We start from the raw sequence: 13965 nt of genomic DNA, 5'->3' as shown, positions 1-13965 counted from the left end.
TCCTCACGAGCCAATCATTAAGATTCAATTTTCTTGATCGGGGCAAACGCGGCTAGCAACCGCTTGATCCCCATCGCTTTAAAGGCAATGTCCAATTCCTGATCATCGCCTGTTCCGGTGACTTTGACAACGGTGCCCGTTCCCCATTTACGATGCGTTACCTTGTCGCCAGCTTCCCAACTGGTTTGACCAGCGCCGGTTGTCGGTGCCGGTTTGACCGTCACCGGCGTTGCGGCAGTCTCGGCATGACGACTATACGGCGAACTAAACGCCCGATCGGTTCGGTTAATAAACGGAATATCGCTTTTTGGCTGATTACCGCCGACCACTTCAAGCAAATCCGGATCGATTTCTTCAATAAAACGACTAGCCGGATTATTTTGCCGCTGACCATATAGCATTCGGGCATAGGCATTGGACAGATACAGCTTCTGCTTGGCGCGCGTGATGCCAACGTAAGCCAGACGCCGCTCCTCTTCCAGCTCGCCTTCGTCCATGGCCGCCCGACTTAACGGGAAAAGTCCTTCTTCCATGCCAACCAAAAAGACAACCGGAAATTCCAAGCCCTTAGCCGCATGCAACGTCATTAAGGTGACTTCCTGAGCATCTTCTTCTACTTCGTCTTGATCCGACAACAACGCCAGCTCGGCCAGAAAGTCGACAAAAATGTCACTGTCTTCATTCTCCGGCTGATAGCGCTCGTCAAATCCTTGCGTCACCGATAGCAGTTCTTCAAGGTTTTCAATTCGGGTATCGGCTTCCAGCGTGTGTGCTGCCCGCAACGTATCCAGATAACCACTTTCATCCAAAATGGCCTGCATCATTTCCGTAACATTCAAATCTTTGCGGCGGGTGCCGAGTTCCTGAATCATTTTGCCAAACTTCGCCAGATTACCGCGCGCTTTGCCGGAAATGGGACTGAGTTCGGCATTGGCTGCTGCTTCCAACAGCGACCACCCGTGCTGGCTGGCAAATGCTTCCAGCTTTTCGACACTGGTATTGCCAATGCCGCGCTTAGGTTCGTTCACAATCCGCGTGAAACTCATATCGTCTTCAGGATTGACGACCAACCGGAAATAAGCAAGGGCATCCCGAATTTCCTTGCGATCGTAGAATTTGTGGCCGCCCACCATTTTGTAAGGAATATTGGACTTGACGAATGCTTCTTCAATCGCACGCGACTGGGCATTTGTTCGATACAAAATCGCAAAATCACCATAGTGGCGATGATGCTCGGCCATTTCTTCTTCGATGCGGCGAATGACGAAAATCGCCTCGTCAGTTTCACTTTGGGCGCGATAATACGTGATTTTGTCACCTTTGCCATTTTCGGTCCACAACGTCTTCACCTGACGATTCAGGTTGTTCTTAATCACGTCATTGGCCGCACTTAAAATGGTCTTCGTGGAGCGATAATTCTGCTCAAGCAAAATCACGCGAGCCTTAGGAAAATCCTTTTTGAAATCCAGAATGTTCTGCATGTTGGCACCACGCCAGCCGTAAATGCTCTGATCCGCATCCCCGACAACACAAAGATTGTGGTAACCTTCCGCCAACATGTACACGAGTCGATACTGGGCCTCGTTTGTATCCTGATACTCATCAACGTGAATGTAGCGGAATTTACGTTGATAAAATGCCAGTGTCTCTTTGTCCTTTTCAAACAACACGATGGTTTGCATGATCAGATCGTCAAAATCCAACGCCTGATCGCTACGGAGCCGTTTTTGATACTCCGCATAAACTTCCGCGACAATTTTGGTGAAGGGACTATTAGCCTGTTCATCGGCATAAGTCTGCGGATCGATTAAATCATTTTTGGCATTCGAAATGGCCCCCAGGATCGACTTGGGGTCGTAGCGTTTGGGATCCAAATTGAAATCCGCCAGAATGTGTTTAACCAACGTCAACTGTTCAGCCGGATCGGCAATTGTAAAGGCGCGATTATAGCCCAATTTGTCGATATCCCGCCGTAAAATCCGGACGCAAAGTGCATGGAAGGTCGAGACCCAGATGTCCCGGGCAATTTCGGGATCAACGAGTTTCCCTACCCGTTCACGCATCTCACGAGCTGCTTTATTCGTGAAGGTGATGGCAAGGATGTTCCATGGATTGACGTTTTTTTCTTCTACCAAATAAGCAATCCGGTGCGTTAACACCCGGGTCTTGCCAGAGCCGGCACCTGCCATAATTAAAACCGGTCCTTCGGTGGCCAGTACCGCCTCAGCCTGCTTATCGTTCATACCCTTTAATGCGGCATCCATTACCATTTAACGAATCGTCCTTTCAGAAAAACCAAGTGAAAAATTCCTTGACCTATTGTACCAAACTTTGGGCCTAAGCGTGAGTGCCGGCAAGATACGATATCGGCCAAAACAGGCGGTATTTAATGCTTATTTTAGATTCCCGCTTGACCCGAGATTTCCGTCATTCGTTGTTATTGCATATTCATTGCGTTGACAGGTCACTCTGATACACTTAAAGAAAGCAGTCAGAGAAACAGTGACTCAAAAAAGGTGGTTCTATGAAAAAAGTTTGGGTGGGGTTGGGACTTTTATTATTATTGTTAACTGCCGGTTGCGGTGTTCAACGGCATGCAACTAAATCCAGTCGTGCATCGACATCCGCAAGTTCGCGCCAAGTAAGTGCTTCACAGAAGACATCATCGGTACCGCAGACGCCGTTAGCTAAATTAAAGGTTCGCTCGAAAGATACTTTAGTTTACGCACCTTTTGGCGACAGCCTTTCTGTCGGCCTTTTTGCAGACAAAAAAGCCAGCCGCTTCACCTCGCTTTTTACCCAACAGTTGGGACAATTAACCGGAAAAACCGTTACTGAAGCAGGCATTGCCGAAGTCGGTAAAACTGCCACCAATCTCGGCGTCCCGGCCTTGTCAGGCTTAGTGGCGCAGCAGCCGGACGTAGTGACGATCGAGTTTGGCACCAATGACGCTGTGGGTGGTGCAACGCCATCTACCCTTGCTGCTTACCGCCAAGCCCTCACAACCATTGTGACGACGCTGCAGGAAAAGACCACCGCCCAACTGATCCTCATGACAACCTGGTCGCCGAACAACGGGCCGTATGCCGCCGCGGATTTAAAATTTGACGCTGTTGTCAAAGAGATTGGCCGTTCCTACCACGTGCCGGTGGCTGACTTGGCGACGATCTGGCAAGGCCATGATGATGTGACCGGCCCGGCTGGTATCACCATTCCCGATTTTGCGGCTAACGGTCCGCGTGATACGTTTCATCCTAATCAACAGGGGCATGATCAAATCGCTGCCCTACTTATCAAAATCTTGGAGGAATGATCCATGCAAGCATCTTTAAAATTTTGTCCAAATTGCGGCCAACCGATTGGCCCTGACGATGACTTTTGTCCAAACTGCGGCTTTGATTTGCGTGCTGCGCGGCAACAGGCGCAAAGCACAAGTCAAAAAGAAGCAGCCAATTCACAATCGTCACCTGCCACCCCTTCACCCGCCGCTTCTGCAACGTCGGCTACTGCTGAGCGCCGCCGTCCGCCGCGGTCACCACGGCATTGGCTGCTCGTAACCGGGATTGCCGTGATCTTAATACTGGGAATCGCTTATTTTGCTGGCGCGACTTATTACAGTCAGGATCGGCAAGTCACTGAGCTGGCCGAAGAAATGACCAGTGGGGATGCCGATGATATGGCGGAAGTCGCGGTAGCCAGCGATGGTACGGCGTTACACGAGGACGATTTGAAGCCCCTTGCGCAACTCATCAAAAACCGCAGCGATCGCAGTCTTCTGCATAGCATGATTATGGCTAAGTCGACCAGCGGCCCGGTTCAGATTGTCAAGGCAGGCCATGAACTGCTTATTTTCCCAAAATATAAAGTCAAATTAGGGACAGCCGATGCCGTCGTCAAAACCAACCTTAAAAATGCCACACTCACGCTGAACGGCACGCCGGCGCAAGCCAAAGCGCATGACGGCCAATATATCATCACCGGTCAACTGCCAGGCGTCTACACGCTTAAACTCAGCGGCACGCATGACGGTTCAACCAAAGACTTCACACGGGAAGTGGTGATCCCGCTCAAAGGCCAGGCATCGGATCTAACCTTAGATGCAGCAACGGCTTCCTCTTCCAGCGCCACATCTTCCAGTTCCGCATCATCGCAAAATTCACATCCGGATAGCAATACCCACGACGATGATAGCGATGACGATTATGATGACAATGGCGTCACGAAAACAACACGCCAGTATCCTTCCGACGCGTCAAAACGCAACGACAATCATTCCACCAGTGGCATTGTGGGCCGCTGGGAATCAGGCGACCAGGCAACGTTCACTTTTAATAGTGATGGCACTTATACGGCAACCAATAACGGCACGCCAAGTAACGGTAAGTGGGAAGTCGTTTATCGTGACGGCAATGTCTTCAATATCAAGTTCACCAAGTCTGATGGCGGCAGCACGGTTGAACCCTTCGTCCTTGATGATGACGACTTGATCGAAACCAATCTCAAAATTAAATGGGAACGCGATGACTGATTTGTCCGTATCCTATTTGCCATTGTTGCCATGGTGTTATACTAATGGCAGTATCCGAATTTAATTCGTTAGGAGGCGGATAGTATGACATCAGATAAGTGGCGGCCATTAGTGGTCACGTTAATCGTCATTGCCGCCATCTTTGCCGCCTTGTTCATTTTGGAAGTCTTTAACAATGGCGGTGGCATGGGCATTGCCCACGGCAGCATGATGCGCGGCATTTCGTCCTGGCACATGGGCGGTTGCATGCGCTAGATGTTCGCATTTTGATCGCTTCATCGATGCCCCTGTTTGTGCATATGCACAGCAGGGGTTTTTATGTGGTGCTGAGCATGAGCCGGCGCGCTTAGAAGCCGAAGTATAAGCGGCCTTGGGCGTGATGGCCCGGGCTTAGGCCATTGCGACCAAGGTCCTTATACGCAGGCTTCTGCGCCGGGGAACGCGTTATAGCTGAGCGTGAGCCGACTTCTGCGCCGGAAAACGCGTTATCGCATCTCCCCAAAAATAAATAACTTGCCTAAGCAAACATATGTTCGTATAATGATAAACAGAGGTGATCTTCATGGCCTATGATTATCCACACGAACCGCATCGGGTCATTTTTTTGATTGACAATAAGTCCTTTTACGCCTCAGTCGAAAGCATTGAGCGTGGACTTGATCCGCTTAAAACCATACTGGTCGTGATGTCAGAACAGGAGAATACGAATGGCGGGCTCATTTTGGCGACTTCGCCGATGGCCAAAAAAATGTACGGTCTCAAAAATAATGTCAGCCGCCAGCGCGATTTGCCCAACGAACCGCATTTGATTGTCGTTCCGCCGCGCATGAACCTCTACATTCAGAAAAATCTGGCCATTAACGATATTTTTCGTCAATTTGTTGCCGATGAAGATCTGTGGGCCTACTCGATTGATGAATCCATCCTTGATATGACCCATACTTGGCGACTGTTTGGAAAAACACCAGGGACAGTTGCCAAGCTCATTCAATCGACGGTTCAACGGCAGCTAGGTCTGCGGACCACGGTCGGAATCGGCGAAAATCCGGTACAAGCCAAAATTGCCCTCGATGTTTATGCCAAGCACAGTCCTGATTTACTTGGCGAAATTAAGTATGCGACTGTCCCGGATACTATCTGGAAAATCACAGAAATGACCGATGTCTGGAGTATCGGTCACCGCACAGCAGCGCATTTAGCGCGCATGGGCATCACAAACATGTACGAACTCGCTCATGCGAATCCCTATGCCTTAAAACAGGAAATGGGCATTATCGGCACTCAGCTGTTTGCAACCGCTTGGGGCATTGATCGTACCAAAATCAGCAAGCGCATCGTGACCCGCCAGCCAAGTATCGGTAATTCCCAAGTGCTTCCGCGCGACTATAGCAATCAATTCGAAATCGAAATTGTCATCAAAGAAATCGGTGAACAGGTCGCAGCCCGCTTACGCCATCATCATAAACGTGCCGGTGAGCTTTCACTGGGTATCGGGTTTTCGTATGCAGAAAGCCAGCAAGACGGTCGGTCCGGTTTTACGCAAGCAAAGCGAATTTTGCCAACCAATCGCAACACCGACATTGTTGCAGCGTTGCGCGAGATTTTTCGAAAGAACTGGCATGGTGAAGTCATTCGCAATGTCGCCGTCTTCACATCCCGTCTGGCACCTGATACCGGCGAACAGCTTAACTTTTTTGAACCGGTCGATCGCCAAATCAAGGCCACCGATCTGGAACGAACACTCGATACGATTCGTAGTCGCTTTGGTTTCAAGGCGTTGGTGTACGCCAAAAGCGCGATGCATGGTGGTACAGCCATTCAGCGTGCATCACTGGTAGGAGGACACAATGGCGGCAATAGCTATGACTAAAGACCTCAAAATCATCATGGAACGGTTAACGCCACTATTTAAGCGCAAACGAAACACACGGTATTGGATCTCACTGGTGAATCAGACCTACACGCCAGCGTTCAACTTCTTTTTTAACATTCAACCCAAGGACCAGCGGCAGCGCTCGATCCCGTTGCACAGTCTGCACGGCTATGATCTTGCCCAGTTAGAGGCTTTCCTTGGCTTGTTACGCAAACAAACCCAATTAACCATTGAATTTGTCGGTTTTGAAGACATGCGCTGGCCGCAAACCAACCGAATCATTCAACGACGTGCCCGTCTTGATGAATGATGACCTACTTGGCAGTCTGACTGCGTGCCTACTACAACTAGCAAAAAGATGATATTGACATGGAAAAACTTAGGCAATAATTCCCTTGACGTGCCAAACTCCGCAATCTCCGGCCAGCTGGGGTGGCGACGCGAAGCTAGAGCGGAGACGGCGCTTTGAGCCAGAAAACCGCTGTCTCAAAGTCGCCTAACAACATCAGCAACAAAGACCGGTCGCTGTGTTGTTTCCACTGCTGAGCCCCATCTGGCCTACGGTTGCTCCGCTTTGGCACTAACATCTTAATAACCCTACCGAATTACCTTGGAGATACAAAAAACGAACACTCCAAATTCCAGAAATGCTCGCTTTTGAAGCGTGAACATGAATTATGCCCAACCTATTCCCTGATGCTCAGCACTAATTGCCCGATACCACCAAACCCACTGATCAAATTAATAGGCAATCGTATAAGAGTGGCGTTCATCAAGCACAAAGGCCTCAGCCATCTCGGGGCCGTGCTGGGCAAGAATCTGATCTGCTAGATAAGCCTGAAGATCTTCATGGAAGTAAGTTTCAAACCCAAAACTCCACGCCTGCACCAAATGTTTTCCTTGGCGCCGTCCTGCCTTAAAGTTCTCATAAATTGCGTGGTAAATGGAACGACCCGTTAACCTGACGCTTACTGGCAAGACAACCCGTTGATTGCCATGCCGAAAACGCGCATTAACCGTCCGAAAAGTCATGAAGCGAATAATGAGCAAAACACTTGGAATCATAATACTCAAGCCCACTAGCGCGACAAAAATGATGCCCAAAACAAAGCCAACAGCACTAACTGCCATGGCGCCGGAAATCACGACGCTTAGGCCGATCACAAACAAAATCAGTAACAACGCTGGAAATAGAGCAACGCCAGCGACTAAAACCCAGAGCAACAATTTAATTGCTATTTTCATAAAGCCTCCAAAAACATGCTGTTTATTCAATGGAAATCAGGTGCACATCACTGACACCGCGAATGCCGCCAAGTTTAGTGGCAAGATCATCAAGGGTTCCTTGCAGCGCTGAAATATCGAATGATATGACAACACTCGCCCAGTTGTGGATCGGAATATTCTGGTTAATGGTCACGATACTGGCCTGGGCTTGTGACATCACAGTCAAAACTTCCGACAAAATGCCGCGATCGTGATGAAGCATCAATGAAATGACCGCCTTACGCGATGCCATTTCATGATCTGGTAAAAACACATAGTCTTTGTACTTGTAATAAGTGCCGCGGGAAATGCCGACTCGCTTGACCGCTTCACTCACCTGTTTGACTTCGCCATTTTGGAGTAATGCCCGCGCGGCAATCACTTTGCCGACCACGTCCGGAAGAATCGAACTGTCAACAATATAAAACTGCTTCACGCGAATCCCCCCAAAATGAACCGACTGCCAGCAACCGCTTCTCACCGACAGACATCCGTTCGAATATGTTCATATTGTAACAGTCATTGCCACTTCTGAAAAGCAATCGTCAAATTGTAAAAGATTTGACATGCTTTCAGGGAAAATAAGCTCTCTTTACTTATAACACTTCGCCAAGGGCTGTCAATTCCACTTTAGGCAATCTCCGTGATAGCTCGATAGCTGCACTTATTTCATCAACGAACCTTTAAACGTATGCTATTTTGCAGTAGGCTGATGGTGTCTTTGAAGGGAAAAGCATGAGGGGGCTTTTGAATGAAGATGCGGCAACCGTATCATTTATCTTGGCAATTACTAACAGTGGCAATCATCATCGCGTTTATAGCGTTTGTCGAATACTGGCCGCACCTGAGTGATGATGCGTTAATGGGCAGCGGTCTCATTAGTGGTGGACTTTGCATCGGTGCATTACATATGGCACACCACGTCACCGACACGTCCAGGAGTCACAAGAAAAAGTAACACCTCTTGCCCGACAAAATGAGCTGCGGTTTTAACCGCAGCTCATCACTGTTAACGCTTAGATGTTACTCCAATGTTTCAGCTAAAAAAGGATGCGCGTAATTGACTTTCCCGCGCACGCTAGCTAAAACGCCTGGGACCAGCTCCTTAATGAGGTGGTCTTCGGCCACGATCGGAAACGGTGGTTCGAGGCGATAGTTTGCGGCCCTACGAAAACCGATGCGGCCGAAGAACTGCCGATCGCCGATGACGCTGACAAAATCGCGACGTAGATCTGTTGCCCGCATATCGAGCTCCGAAACAATCGCCATCCCTAACCCGCTACCTTGATAATCAGGTGCAACGGCCAAGGGGGCCAAGGCCACTCCTTGCATATGGGCATCAGGTGTAATAGTGACTGCAGTCATCAATCCGTACCCGACCAAATGACCGTCGATGGTCGCCACCACTTCTAGCGCCGCGTCATAATCGGCGGTGCGTCGTAACTCAGCGACTAACGCTGCTTCCCCGTGATAGCCGCGCTTGCTGCCGCTAAATGCGGTTTGCAATAACGCGTCTACTTCGGCAAAGTCGTTTTGCTGTATTCGTCGAATGGTCATAATTGTCTCCTTTTGTTAATAATAATTTTTATTATACACGTTTCCACAGTTGCGTGGTGCTTTGTTTTGGCACTAAACGACATCTTGGAGACGTGTTATTTGTTCGGTTTGGCCTGCTGCCCCGCATCACTGGCGGCATTGCTCGTCGAGTCCGGTTTGTCACTAGCTGAATCGCCCGATTGTTTCGAATCGGTTTGCTTCTTTTGCTTAGGCGCTGTCTCCTCATCCGGGAAGATCAAGGTAAAGGTCGTGCCGGATCCTAATTCAGAATCAACATCAATGGTGCCGCCATGCAAGCCCATCAGTTGGTGGACAATGGCCATTCCCAGACCAGACTCGCCATATTTCGTATTTTTTCGCGAAGGATCGGCTTTGTAATACCGCTCCCAAATGTTCTTCATTTGATCCTTGGACATGCCGATACCGGTATCACTCACCCTGAACTCGGTTTGGTGGTAGCCTAATTTCCCATTAATGGTAATTTGTCCATTTTGCGTAAACTGAACCGCATTTTGGACAATATTAAACAAAATCTGAACAAACCGGTCGTGGTCGGCATAAGTCGGCAGCTTTTCCGGCGCTTCAATCGTGATCTTGTCGCCAGCTTCTTCGGCCTTTTGTGCCAGTTGTTCGGCAATATTATCAAGATCCTTGCGGGCGTTGAAGGTATGTTTGCTCAAAAGAATCTGATTCGTGCGAATCTTTTCATAATCAAGGTTTTCATTGACCAGTCGGATTAAGCGATTGGTCTCATTGCGCATGAGTTCAATGCTCTTCCCTTTGCTCTCTTCGGGAATCGCGTCGTAAGCCAACCCTTCCAACAAGCCGTTAATCGTCGTCAGCGGTGTCCGCATTTCATGTGCCGCATCCGCCATAAACTGGCGACGCCGATCTTCCTGGCGCTGAATTTCCTGCTGACTGGCTTTCAACGATGTCACCATGTCGCGAAAATCATCCGCTAACTCTGCCACTTCGTCATGGCTGCGGCTTTTCATTTTGACAGTCACATCATAGTTACCTTCTGCCACCTGATGGGTCGCCTGGCGCAGTTGGTTGATTCTTCGCACCTGATACGACGCAATGAAGTAGCTGATAATGAACGCTGCTAACGTTGACAGAACAAAAGCAATCAACAAGTTGTGCTCGGTCTTGTTAATCGAGCTTTGAATTTGCTCGACCGGTGCAAATGCCGCAATGACAAACAGTAGTTTCTCACTCAAAAAAACCGGCTGGTAATAGATCGTCATATTTTGGGACCGGCCGCTCACAGGATTCGTCATCAGCTCCGGTACGGCAACGGCTGAACCTTGTTTTAACTTTTTCCAGTAACTTGATTTAATCGCTGCCATCGGGCTTTTTTGTGAAACCGGATACTTAGCTACGTTGTTCGCATCATAAATAACAAAATGCACGTGTTGATCACTGAGGATCTCCTCGGCATTTTGGATAAAGCGCGCATTGATCACGTAAGTATTTTCATCGACAGCATTGTTTTTTAAAACGTCAGTGTACTGCTCAAGCTGCTTAACCCCGTTTTCCCAAACTGTATTGGTTGTCGAACGAATGAACAGAATCGACACAATTACCAAAGTCACCATGATAACTGCAAAAAAGCCGATTAACTGTTGATAGAGCATTTTCATTGATCAAGCCCCGAATCATCAAACTTGTACCCGACGCCCCAAACGGTTTGAATGATTTGCGGACCGACCTTTTCGATCTTTTGACGCAACTTTTTAATGTGCGCATCGACTGTGCGTTCGTCACCATAGTATTCATAATCCCACACCAGCTGCAGCAGCTGTTCACGGGAAAAGACCTGCTTGGGGCTCTTGGATAACGTATGCAACAAGTCGAACTCCTTGGGTGTCAAGCCCTCGATTTGTTTACCATTCAAATAAGCTTCACGCGTCTTGGTACTGAGCTTGAAATGGTCGGTTTCAACGTCAAAGCCATCTTTTTTTGCTTCTGGCTCTGCCTGCTCCGCACCGACTTCGGTACCAACTTCAGCGCGGCGATGCAACGCCTTGATACGCGCAATCAGCGTAATCGGCGAAAATGGTTTAGTCACATAGTCATCCGCGCCGAGTTCAAGTCCCAACACCTGGTCACTTTCAGTATCCCGGGCCGTCAACATAATCAACGGAACGGTTTCACTAATCTGACGAATTTCCTTGGCCACCTGCATCCCGTCCATTTTAGGAAGATTCAGATCCAGGGTGATGATGTCAAAACTATCGGGCGCTTCTTTAAACTTGGCAAGCCCTTCTTCACCATCATAGGCGTTCACGACTTCCCACTTTTCTTTTTGAAAAAACATGGCCATCATTTCTGCCACGCTTGTATTGTCTTCAATCATTAATAGTTTCACTGATAAACCCCTCATTTCACAAATCTTTAAAACCTTTACGGCGTTTAGGTTTCGGAACGTCATCCGGTGCGACATAATCGTAAGGAAGCTGGTGATGGGCTTCAAGATACTGTTTTAGCCGACTTTCCGTATAAACGAATCCCGGTAAGAATAACAGTACCGCCACAAAAAGCCAAATGATGAAAAAATTATCCCACGAAAGCCGGTGAATGATCCACCCGGCAGCGGATTCGACGGCCCCGGTGACAATCAATGCCTGGCAAAACCACCGTTGTGCCAGGCGAAAACTATCGGCATTGACGCTGGCGAGATAGGATGTGTAGCCCCAGAAATTGGTTTGATGTCGCGGTCGAAAAAGCGCAAGAAGGATGCCCATTAGTAATTGCATGCATCCAGCAACAAGTAAGATCATAGACACGCCTCCATAAAATTAGCTTAAAACTTAAGTTTGCGTCAGTATAGTACCAAGTGCAAACATTTTGACAAGTTTAATTATACCGTGGTAACATATCATTTGCACCTTGTCGGGGGTGTAATGGTCTCGACATTGCTTTTCGCGCATGCGGTGCACCTCGGAGGCTCGGCTCCGTCATCAACGGAACAGTTAATATAACTGCAAAGAACGAAAATTCTTACGCTTTAGCTGCTTAATAACCAGCTAGCGTGATCCTTCCGACTTCGCTCAAGGGTCGGGTCTGGGTCTCAAATCATTGAGCTACGGTTGATGTTGCCACCTGAGGCATCAACAAGAGACTAGTAGGTTAGCTGCCTTGTGTTAGCCTTGCTGACTGGCGCGACATCGCGGCGAATTTTAAATTAATCAGCTATGGGTGTAGAGCTGCATGTAGCAGGGGTGATGGACAGGAGTTCGATTCTCCTCACCTCCACTTATCATTATCATTAGCTTTCACTGGCGCTCAAAATGCCGGTGTAACAGCATTTTATGTTTGGCAGATAGTCACTGATTATCATTAGTTGGTAACATCAGGTAACATTTAGGTAACATTTTAATCTGCTAGGCAGGCGGTGGCCACTTCATTATGAGGTGGCTATTTTTAATTTTAAGAAATTTAAGTCGTCTGCTATACTATGCTGCAGCACGCATATTAGGAATTCTTTAGGAGGAATAGGCAATGTTAATTGTGAAGGATCTTTTTGTTCTATTAGTAGCCGTTGAGGCTTTGTTTATAATGTTTCTTGAGATGTTTGGCACCCAAACAGAAATGGCCCGCAAGGCTTTTGACTTGTCAAAGGAATATCTTGCCACCAAAGAAGCTAAATCATCTATGGCAAACCAAGGACTCTATAATGGCTTCATCGGTGTAGGTTTGTTATATGCTCGATATGGGCTTAGTGGCAGTGCTTCCTATCATGTTCAGCTATTGTTTGTAGGTTTTGTTGTGCTTGCTGCCATTTTTGGATCACTGACAGCAAATAGAAAAATCATATTGACACAAGGAAGCCCTGCAATCGTGGCACTTTTGCTGCTTCTATTCGTGCACTGATACGATTCTAACTAACCTTGAAATGCGGGGGTTAGTTGACTAGGTGAATATTGTTCACTTGGTTCTAACAAGCAGGTCAATATTTTTGACTTGGATAACAAGGCCCGAAATTCGGGGTCTGTGAGCTGTTTCGCTATTGTCGAAGCAGTCATTAAATTCCTGAGGGGTGGCGAATCACCACCCCCATTTATATTGCCCAGAACGACCGTACCTCAAAGTACACCTGTTCAGCGTGCACCAGAATGCGTCTGTCAGCACAAAAAAACGGGCATCTCTGCCCGCCAACTGAAAATGACAATCTACGTAGTCAACTTCCAAAGCAGAAAAATCTGCTAAACAAGAAGCTGGCTATTTTTATGACCAAAGAGGTTAGTGTAAATGATTTAAACACCGCATGGATTACGGCAAGGGGAAGTAACTGACCCTATGGTCTATAAAATGCGCCACCGGTTAGCTATGCCGTGCGTCGGTTAAAACGGATCTACCCGCTTATTGCCTAGGACTATCTTGATTATATCATAATATAATAATTATTGATACTATACGTCTGCTGCAAACAGTCCGCGTAACTGCTGGATCATACTAACCACTGAGTACGGTGGCTCTTGGCTTGCTGTGGTCACTGCTCCGCGGTTTTGATACCAGAATTCGGTCAGCATGGCAACCGCAATATCAAATTGTGAGTACGCTTGTAGCGCGGCAATTTCCGCTGTACTGTCAACGGCATTGTGAACGTAGTCTTGTGCCGCTTTCAGGTAATTGCTAATCAAACTATCGTCAGTGTTAGTCTGCACACGCAGGCTATTTTTAATGTCATCAGTCGTGACGGTCATGTGCTCATCTCCTATATAAAAATAGGGTGTAT

15 protein-coding genes, 1 other RNA gene and 1 pseudogene are annotated in these 13965 nt (G+C 48.0%); 8 read left to right on the top strand and 9 right to left on the bottom strand.

What is annotated here, in order from left to right; all coding sequences use genetic code 11:
* Nucleotides 1-17: 17 nt before the first annotated feature.
* On the bottom strand, nucleotides 18-2270 hold the full coding sequence (pcrA, locus tag LACZS1_RS04985; protein WP_070650791.1) for a DNA helicase PcrA: 2253 nt from the start codon (nucleotides 2268-2270) through the stop codon (nucleotides 18-20).
* A gap of 254 nt (nucleotides 2271-2524) precedes the next feature.
* On the opposite strand from pcrA, the gene LACZS1_RS04980 reads away from it, so the two are divergent.
* The 5 genes from LACZS1_RS04980 to LACZS1_RS04960 all read left to right on the top strand — a co-directional run bounded on the left by LACZS1_RS04980 (nucleotide 2525) and on the right by LACZS1_RS04960 (nucleotide 6711).
* Nucleotides 2525-3313, top strand: coding sequence for an SGNH/GDSL hydrolase family protein (locus tag LACZS1_RS04980; protein ID WP_070650789.1), 789 nt, complete (start codon nucleotides 2525-2527; stop codon nucleotides 3311-3313).
* 3 nt (nucleotides 3314-3316) lie between these two features.
* The gene (locus LACZS1_RS04975) at nucleotides 3317-4528 is read left to right on the top strand and encodes a zinc-ribbon domain-containing protein (protein ID WP_070650787.1); all 1212 of its coding nucleotides are present in this window, start codon (nucleotides 3317-3319) and stop codon (nucleotides 4526-4528) included.
* An 84-nt stretch (nucleotides 4529-4612) separates the two neighbouring features.
* Nucleotides 4613-4783, top strand: a complete 171-nt coding sequence (locus LACZS1_RS04970; protein WP_047105870.1) for a hypothetical protein — start codon at nucleotides 4613-4615, stop codon at nucleotides 4781-4783.
* Nucleotides 4784-5090: 307 nt separating this feature from the next.
* A complete protein-coding gene (locus LACZS1_RS04965) occupies nucleotides 5091-6398 on the top strand; it encodes a Y-family DNA polymerase (protein WP_070650785.1) in 1308 nt (435 codons plus the stop codon).
* Nucleotides 6376-6711, top strand: a complete 336-nt coding sequence (locus tag LACZS1_RS04960) for a hypothetical protein (protein WP_047105868.1) — start codon at nucleotides 6376-6378, stop codon at nucleotides 6709-6711. Before LACZS1_RS04965 ends, LACZS1_RS04960 begins: the two co-directional genes overlap by 23 nt.
* A gap of 77 nt (nucleotides 6712-6788) precedes the next feature.
* On the opposite strand, the pseudogene LACZS1_RS04955 reads toward LACZS1_RS04960, so the two are convergent.
* From LACZS1_RS04955 to LACZS1_RS04945, 3 genes and pseudogenes are all read right to left on the bottom strand, one after another.
* Nucleotides 6789-6982, bottom strand: a pseudogene (locus LACZS1_RS04955) (hypothetical protein); the annotation flags it as partial.
* A gap of 160 nt (nucleotides 6983-7142) precedes the next feature.
* Nucleotides 7143-7646 carry a hypothetical protein gene (locus tag LACZS1_RS04950; protein WP_010489165.1) on the bottom strand — a complete coding sequence of 168 codons (504 nt, stop codon included), beginning with the start codon at nucleotides 7644-7646 and terminating at the stop codon, nucleotides 7143-7145.
* A gap of 22 nt (nucleotides 7647-7668) precedes the next feature.
* The gene (locus tag LACZS1_RS04945; RefSeq protein ID WP_025012936.1) at nucleotides 7669-8103 is read right to left on the bottom strand and encodes an ACT domain-containing protein; all 435 of its coding nucleotides are present in this window, start codon (nucleotides 8101-8103) and stop codon (nucleotides 7669-7671) included.
* 315 nt (nucleotides 8104-8418) lie between these two features.
* Between LACZS1_RS04945 and LACZS1_RS04940 the strand changes: the two genes are divergently transcribed.
* Complete coding sequence (locus tag LACZS1_RS04940) at nucleotides 8419-8625, top strand: hypothetical protein (RefSeq protein WP_070650783.1); 207 nt, start codon at nucleotides 8419-8421, stop codon at nucleotides 8623-8625.
* A 65-nt stretch (nucleotides 8626-8690) separates the two neighbouring features.
* Here the strand turns inward: LACZS1_RS04940 and LACZS1_RS04935 are convergent, their stop codons facing one another.
* From LACZS1_RS04935 to LACZS1_RS04920, 4 genes are all read right to left on the bottom strand, one after another.
* Nucleotides 8691-9224 carry a GNAT family N-acetyltransferase gene (locus tag LACZS1_RS04935; RefSeq protein ID WP_010489171.1) on the bottom strand — a complete coding sequence of 178 codons (534 nt, stop codon included), beginning with the start codon at nucleotides 9222-9224 and terminating at the stop codon, nucleotides 8691-8693.
* Nucleotides 9225-9319: 95 nt separating this feature from the next.
* Entirely contained in the window at nucleotides 9320-10867 is a 1548-nt protein-coding gene (locus tag LACZS1_RS04930; RefSeq protein ID WP_070650780.1) for a sensor histidine kinase, read from the bottom strand.
* Entirely contained in the window at nucleotides 10864-11595 is a 732-nt protein-coding gene (locus LACZS1_RS04925) for a response regulator transcription factor (RefSeq protein ID WP_093997847.1), read from the bottom strand. The genes LACZS1_RS04930 and LACZS1_RS04925 overlap by 4 nt, the downstream gene beginning before the upstream one ends.
* Nucleotides 11596-11611: 16 nt before the next feature.
* Entirely contained in the window at nucleotides 11612-12007 is a 396-nt protein-coding gene (locus LACZS1_RS04920; protein WP_070650777.1) for an SdpI family protein, read from the bottom strand.
* A 114-nt stretch (nucleotides 12008-12121) separates the two neighbouring features.
* Here LACZS1_RS04920 and ssrA point away from each other — a divergent pair.
* Together ssrA and LACZS1_RS04910 are read left to right on the top strand one after the other, a co-directional pair.
* Nucleotides 12122-12485: a transfer-messenger RNA gene (gene ssrA, locus LACZS1_RS04915) on the top strand.
* A 243-nt stretch (nucleotides 12486-12728) separates the two neighbouring features.
* The gene (locus LACZS1_RS04910; RefSeq protein ID WP_070650776.1) at nucleotides 12729-13100 is read left to right on the top strand and encodes a DUF1304 domain-containing protein; all 372 of its coding nucleotides are present in this window, start codon (nucleotides 12729-12731) and stop codon (nucleotides 13098-13100) included.
* Between the two features lie 539 nt (nucleotides 13101-13639).
* Here LACZS1_RS04910 and LACZS1_RS04905 read toward each other — a convergent pair.
* Nucleotides 13640-13933: a head-tail connector protein gene (locus LACZS1_RS04905; RefSeq protein WP_274804471.1), complete on the bottom strand. Its 294-nt coding sequence runs from the start codon at nucleotides 13931-13933 to the stop codon at nucleotides 13640-13642.
* Nucleotides 13934-13965: the final 32 nt, after the last annotated feature.

This window comes from Lacticaseibacillus zeae subsp. silagei (assembly GCF_030770335.1).
Taxonomy (GTDB): domain Bacteria; phylum Bacillota; class Bacilli; order Lactobacillales; family Lactobacillaceae; genus Lacticaseibacillus; species Lacticaseibacillus zeae.
Note: the sequence above shows the minus strand (reverse complement) of the source record. Positions and strands in the feature narration are given on the sequence as shown.

Excerpts from the sequence above, each read along its gene's own strand:
- pcrA (WP_070650791.1), bottom strand. The coding sequence starts at position 2,270 with ATGGTAATGGATGCCGCATTAAAGGGTATGAACGATAAGCAGGCTGAG.
- LACZS1_RS04980 (WP_070650789.1), top strand. The coding sequence starts at position 2,525 with ATGAAAAAAGTTTGGGTGGGGTTGGGACTTTTATTATTATTGTTAACT.
- LACZS1_RS04975 (WP_070650787.1), top strand. The coding sequence starts at position 3,317 with ATGCAAGCATCTTTAAAATTTTGTCCAAATTGCGGCCAACCGATTGGC.
- LACZS1_RS04970 (WP_047105870.1), top strand. The coding sequence starts at position 4,613 with ATGACATCAGATAAGTGGCGGCCATTAGTGGTCACGTTAATCGTCATT.
- LACZS1_RS04965 (WP_070650785.1), top strand. The coding sequence starts at position 5,091 with ATGGCCTATGATTATCCACACGAACCGCATCGGGTCATTTTTTTGATT.
- LACZS1_RS04960 (WP_047105868.1), top strand. The coding sequence starts at position 6,376 with ATGGCGGCAATAGCTATGACTAAAGACCTCAAAATCATCATGGAACGG.
- LACZS1_RS04950 (WP_010489165.1), bottom strand. The coding sequence starts at position 7,646 with ATGAAAATAGCAATTAAATTGTTGCTCTGGGTTTTAGTCGCTGGCGTT.
- LACZS1_RS04940 (WP_070650783.1), top strand. The coding sequence starts at position 8,419 with ATGAAGATGCGGCAACCGTATCATTTATCTTGGCAATTACTAACAGTG.
- LACZS1_RS04935 (WP_010489171.1), bottom strand. The coding sequence starts at position 9,224 with ATGACCATTCGACGAATACAGCAAAACGACTTTGCCGAAGTAGACGCG.
- LACZS1_RS04930 (WP_070650780.1), bottom strand. The coding sequence starts at position 10,867 with ATGAAAATGCTCTATCAACAGTTAATCGGCTTTTTTGCAGTTATCATG.
- LACZS1_RS04920 (WP_070650777.1), bottom strand. The coding sequence starts at position 12,007 with ATGATCTTACTTGTTGCTGGATGCATGCAATTACTAATGGGCATCCTT.
- LACZS1_RS04910 (WP_070650776.1), top strand. The coding sequence starts at position 12,729 with ATGTTAATTGTGAAGGATCTTTTTGTTCTATTAGTAGCCGTTGAGGCT.
- LACZS1_RS04905 (WP_274804471.1), bottom strand. The coding sequence starts at position 13,933 with ATGACCGTCACGACTGATGACATTAAAAATAGCCTGCGTGTGCAGACT.